The following is a 5344-nucleotide window of genomic DNA, read 5'->3' on the forward strand; positions in this document are numbered from 1 at the left end:
TCCGATACGTATCGTGCTGGACCGAAATCTTTCGCTTCCGCCAGATTTATACCTGTTCGATGGTACGCAGCCAACAATTGTGTATCATCAGAACGAAACTGTCAACGTAGTAGAGCGCCCCAACGTCGCGTATGCAGCCGCTCAGTCCCTTCATCGTGTATTGCAGGATCTTCACCAGCGTAGCATTCAATCCGTTCTGGTTGAAGGGGGAACTACCCTATTAAAATCCTTTCTGGATGCGGGTCTGTGGGATGAAATGCGCGTGTTTCGAAGTCAGGCGATGCTTGGGAAAGGCGTAAAAGCGCCCACCGTACAAGGGGATTTAGTGAGCCGTGAAATGATCGGCAACGACGAGCTGACTATCTACAAAAATAGCCCCGGAAAATGATCCGGAGCTATTAAGCAATCCTATTTTGCGGAAAAGCTTTAACTGGTTAATAGTAAGATAAGCGTAGTTTTTATTGTTGCTGGACAATTGGGGATGCATTAGCGCCTATATCGCCACTGGCCACTAACGTAGTGCCCGACATGATCCTGACATTGGCATTGTAGGTACTCAATTTATCATAGAAGCCGGCTTCGTTGATTGTGAAGAACTTATTGGTTGAAAATTCCCCTGTTGCCCCACTAATCGTATCCAGCGGTTTCAGCGCTGTGCTGGACCCGGTCGAAAGTTTGCCTTCGTAGATGGACGAGGAATAGGACGTACCGTTAGCGGTATTATAAAGACCCACCTGTACCAACGTAACAGAAGAATTGTATTTGTAAAAAACAACTCGTCCGTAAACAGTCGTTCCGGTTGCCGACGATAGCGTATACGCCTTGTAAGTCGATACGGTTCCACCGCCGGGAGCTGCCGTTAAATTCGGTTCATACTTTTGCTGTTCACAGGCACTGAGTAACGTAACGAGGGTGAGAATAACGCCCAGCGAGGGCAGAAAGGTTCTTTTATTGAAAAAACGGTTCATGACAGGTCAGTTAGAAGTTGAACATGATACGGCCATAATAGTAAGCGCCGTTAGAGCCTTGCTGATTATTGGAGTACAGGTAAAAACCCTGATTTTCCGGACGAAGGATTTGCGGATATTTATCAAAAATGTTGCTGCCGCCAATCGATAGTTTCACATTACGGCTCAGGTCGTAACCAACACTGAGATCGAAAATGGCCTGAGGTGAAAAGGTCTGATCGTAGTAGTTACCCTGATCGTCGGAAGAGACCGAGCGCTCGGTAACAGACCCGAAATAAGTACCCCGCAGCATAACATTAAACTTGTCGAACCGGTACGTTGCCGAGCCAATCAGTTTTGTTCGGGGTGTTCCGGTTTCAAACTGGCCAGTTACATCCCGACCGAGGTACTTTCCAACGACCTGCTCCGGCGTAAGGTTCTCGACGTTCAGATCCAGCGTTTTGCGGGTAAGGATGGTGTTTTTGCTGAAGATTGTTGCCAGCGTGAACGTCAGGCTTTTGTTACGTGCCATGTTGTAGGTGTAGTTGCCAACAAACTCAAGCCCTCTGGAACGAACGTTAGCGCCGTTGACAAAGAACTGCGCTTCGCCACCACCAATAACTTCGTCGTAATTGTTGCCAACTTCGGAAGCGTTGAAATAGCTGGTTCGGAAAATGCGGTTATCTACGTCGATCTGGTATGCATCAACTGTAATTTCGAATCCGCGCGTTGGCTGATACGTCAGACCCAGACCGTACGTGCGGGAGTTTTCCTGCCGTAATCCTTTGATACCCAGAACTCGTGCCGCTGTGCTGTTGGTTGGGTACGTCGTTACGTCTAACGGCTGAGGAATACCGTTTGCATCTGGAACGAAAGCCGTTGCTGTATGTGTATAATTCAGTTCCTGTAAAGAAGGCGCCCGGAAACCACTGGCAATAGAGCCGCGAATGGTCAGGTTATTCGTAATCGAATAACGTAGCGCCAGCTTACCGATGGATACGCCCCCGAAGTCTGAATAATTTTCCACACGTACCGCAGCCGCCACTAAAAACTTCCGGGTCAGCTCAAGTTCAGCGTCCAGATAAGCAGCCATGGTAGTGCGGTATTCGTTACGTTCGTTCTTCGGTCCGAAACCAGCAAAGCACTGACAGTTTGACGATAGCGATTTAACCGTCACCTGCTGTCCGGCGTATACCTGTAGTGGATTTCCGGCCGCGTCAACGATTGGTGTACTGCTGGCATCTTCCAGCGGCTTGCCGTCAGGTCCTATCAGAGCGCCATCCTTTGTTACGGTAAGCACACCCGCATCGCCATATGCAAAGCTTTCGTCCTGGCCTTTCATGATTTTATAATTCTCGATGCGCATTTCGGCACCGAAGGCAATGTTCAGCCCGTTCATGATTCCCTTGAAATAGCGCGAGAAGTCGAGGTTGGTTGAGTTCTGCGAAAACTGGTGCGTACCCAGGTACATATTCACCGGGGTGTTTGAACCCAGCGAAGCGTTCATCGTATTGACCATACCGATTCGCATGGAATTACGGCCGAACGTATTACTGAAGTCAACACTGAATTCGCCAATCTTACTTTTTATGCCTACTGTGTTTGAGATATCGGACGTATTAGAGGTCATCTGAGGCCGGAAACCGTTTGGATAAAGCAGATAATTGAAGCGGTCTGTTTGCGCGGGTCGTCGGAAATAGCAGGAGTAACCTTCCAGAAACTTGTAGGAAGCACCACCAAAGCTGTAAAGAGTCGTATTAGGATTTATTTCGTAGCCGGCATTATAAAAAGCGCTGCCTAGCGTAACGGCTGGCATACCCGCATAAACGGCAAAATCTGCCTTTGTCAAACCGCGTGCACTCATTAACCCGTCCTGCGTTTGTAAGGCTGCCGCCTGAGCTGTATTTCCAGCCGCCTGTGCCGCTACCAGCTCAGGGTTTGTTATGACTGGATTGCCGTGTTTATCAGTACGTAAGTTGCTCAGATACGTATTATCATAAAATCCCCAATCGTTCACGAAGGGACGTAGCGTAGGGCGTCGCTGGGTAATCTGGCCCGAAATATTCAGATAACCCCTTTCCGCGATTTTGAAACCGTAGTTAGCATCAAACTGATAATTGAAACCGTCAGGTTTACCAGCGTTGGTTAATGCGCCTGCCTGGCCCCCTGAGTTCAGATACCCACCGCCCGTAAGGCTACCCGTTAGTTTGTTGGTACCTTTTTTGAGAATGATATTTACCACCCCCGCCACGGCGTCTGAACCGTACTGAGCAGCCGCGCCGTCCCTCAGAATCTCGACCCGATCAACAGCCGATGCCGGTATCGTTAGCATATCTACCGACGTAGATGGGCTACCAACGGCGGTTCCGGTGATGAGCAGAGCCGACGTGTGTCTGCGTTTTCCGTTGATCAGAACAAGAATCTGGTTAGGGGCCATATTCCGTAACTGAACCGGATCGACGTGGGAGTCAAGATCTCCGCCCTGCGACCGAACAGCATTAAAGCTGGGCGCTACGTAAGCCAGCATCTGCGCCAGATCAATCTGGGGTAGTTCGCCCATAATATCTTTGATTGAAATGACATCGACTGGTACGGGCGTTTCCAGAATGGTACGTCCGGTGTTACGGGTGCCAGTTACAATCAACTCGGTCAACTGTGTAGCATCTTCGTCCAGGGTTATGTTAATAGTGGTTTCGCTGCCTACGGGTATTTCTTTCGATTTGAACCCGATGAAACTGATGACCAGTACGTCGGTGGGTGCAGCTTCCAGCGAAAACATGCCCTGGCTGTCTGTAATAGCGCCTTTTCGCGTATTTCCCTTGATTAATACGTTTACGCCCTGTAGAACCTCCGTGTTTGCGCTGGCGGTTACTTTGCCGGTAATGCGTCTTGATTGAGCCTCTGCGACCAGAGGCACTAAAACCAGTAGCAAAAACAGGGTGAGTAATACAGGTAATACCTCACGACTACGTACTTGTTTTTTCATAATTTTTGGGAGTTAAATTGAGGTTCCTTTTGAATCCGGGAAGCCGAAAGGGTAAATGGCTAATGGAAATGAGTCATTGGAAAGCCAGAAATACAGTCAAGGTTGCTGGCAATAGATAGTTGGTGCGTAATGCTGTTTCCTTTACGTTTAATTGATGATTTATACGGGTTGTATAGAGCCTTATTCAGGCTGCTGTCTGGGGAGGAGCTGTACAAGTAGATGCTCCGAAATGGTTCAATACGTATTAGCTGGTGAGCTGTACAGCCCAATACTGAGCGAAGATCTTCCACATGCCGAATACGTATTGGTGATTAGGTAGCCTTTCATGGAAATAATTAGTTGAATATCAGGTGTATGCATTCAAAAAGTATGGGCAATAAAAAATCCGACAGTCGTTTTTTGCGACTTGCTATTACTATTAATACATATACTGAAATTTCGTGGTAGCAACCTTAACCCGGGACTATTTTACCCGCCACCACTTTTATGATTTATTAAAACTCTAAAACAATCGTGCGCACCACTTAGAGTCTATATTTTGTTGTACTTTTTCAAATATGCCAACTATAATAATGTTATCAAATTATTTTGCAGAATATAATATTAAATTAGTTGAATAATGCAATAGATGATTGTATTGATTATATTGTCTGAAGTATTTTTTATGGTTTTATGCGTATTTATACTTAAAACGCCTTAGACAAGTTCGACTACTTGTCTAAGGCGTTTTAAAATTTACTCTGAAATCTTTATCAGGCGACCCGTTTTCCGGATGTCCAGACGTTTTTTACAGACAGCGTTTTATCTAATTGGACAAGATTGGCTACGTAACCCGGCTGGATTTTGCCGAGCTGATCTCCCAGACCGATAATCTCTGCCGGTATGGCCGAAGCCATTCGCAAAGCATTTGTAAGCGGGATGCCAGCCTGTTCCACCGCAATGTGAACGCAGTCAATTAACGTAATTGCTGATCCCGCCAGATTACCTTCATTGTTGACGTAACGTCCAGGACCATTCGGGTCTGGTTCGTAATGGACGATAAACTGCTCTAACGTAAAATTGGGGCGGGGTGGGTTGGCGAATAAGGCATCTGAAATCAGAAATAACCGCTCGCCCAGCAATCGATATGCGATGCGGATGCTGGTTGGATTACAATGATAACTGTCGGCAATAATGCTGGCTCGAACACTCGGATGATCAAATACGGCTCCGACAATTCCCGGCTCACGACTTTCGAAACCGCGCATAGCGTTGTATAAATGTGTAGCTAGCGGAATACCGTCGTTAAAAGCGGCCGTTGCCTGCTGATACGTAGCATTGCTGTGACCTAAGGACAGAAGCGTGTTTGAATGCTTTAGGGCTTTAATTTTTTCAAACTGTTCGGGCGTCAGGATTTCTGGGGCCAGCGTCA

The 5344-nt window shown here is 47.2% G+C and carries 4 protein-coding genes; 1 reads left to right on the top strand and 3 read right to left on the bottom strand.

All coding sequences use genetic code 11. The annotated features are described in order from the left end of the window. Positions 1-388 (top strand): RibD family protein (locus ACOJS8_RS23380; protein WP_420150976.1); only part of this gene is annotated, 388 nt, incomplete at its 5' end. Positions 389-458: 70 nt separating this feature from the next. Here the strand turns inward: ACOJS8_RS23380 and ACOJS8_RS23385 are convergent. From ACOJS8_RS23385 to ACOJS8_RS23395, 3 genes are all read right to left on the bottom strand, one after another. Beyond that, entirely contained in the window at positions 459-968 is a 510-nt protein-coding gene (locus tag ACOJS8_RS23385) for a hypothetical protein (RefSeq protein ID WP_420150977.1), read from the bottom strand. A 10-nt stretch (positions 969-978) separates the two neighbouring features. Beyond that, positions 979-3933 carry a TonB-dependent receptor gene (locus ACOJS8_RS23390; RefSeq protein WP_420150978.1) on the bottom strand — a complete coding sequence of 985 codons (2955 nt, stop codon included), beginning with the start codon at positions 3931-3933 and terminating at the stop codon, positions 979-981. A 752-nt stretch (positions 3934-4685) separates the two neighbouring features. Further along, a partial coding sequence (locus ACOJS8_RS23395) for an N-acetylglucosamine-6-phosphate deacetylase (protein ID WP_420150979.1) occupies positions 4686-5344 on the bottom strand: 659 nt, incomplete at its 5' end.

Source organism: Spirosoma sp. (genome assembly GCF_048594605.1).
GTDB lineage: Bacteria > Bacteroidota > Bacteroidia > Cytophagales > Spirosomataceae > Spirosoma.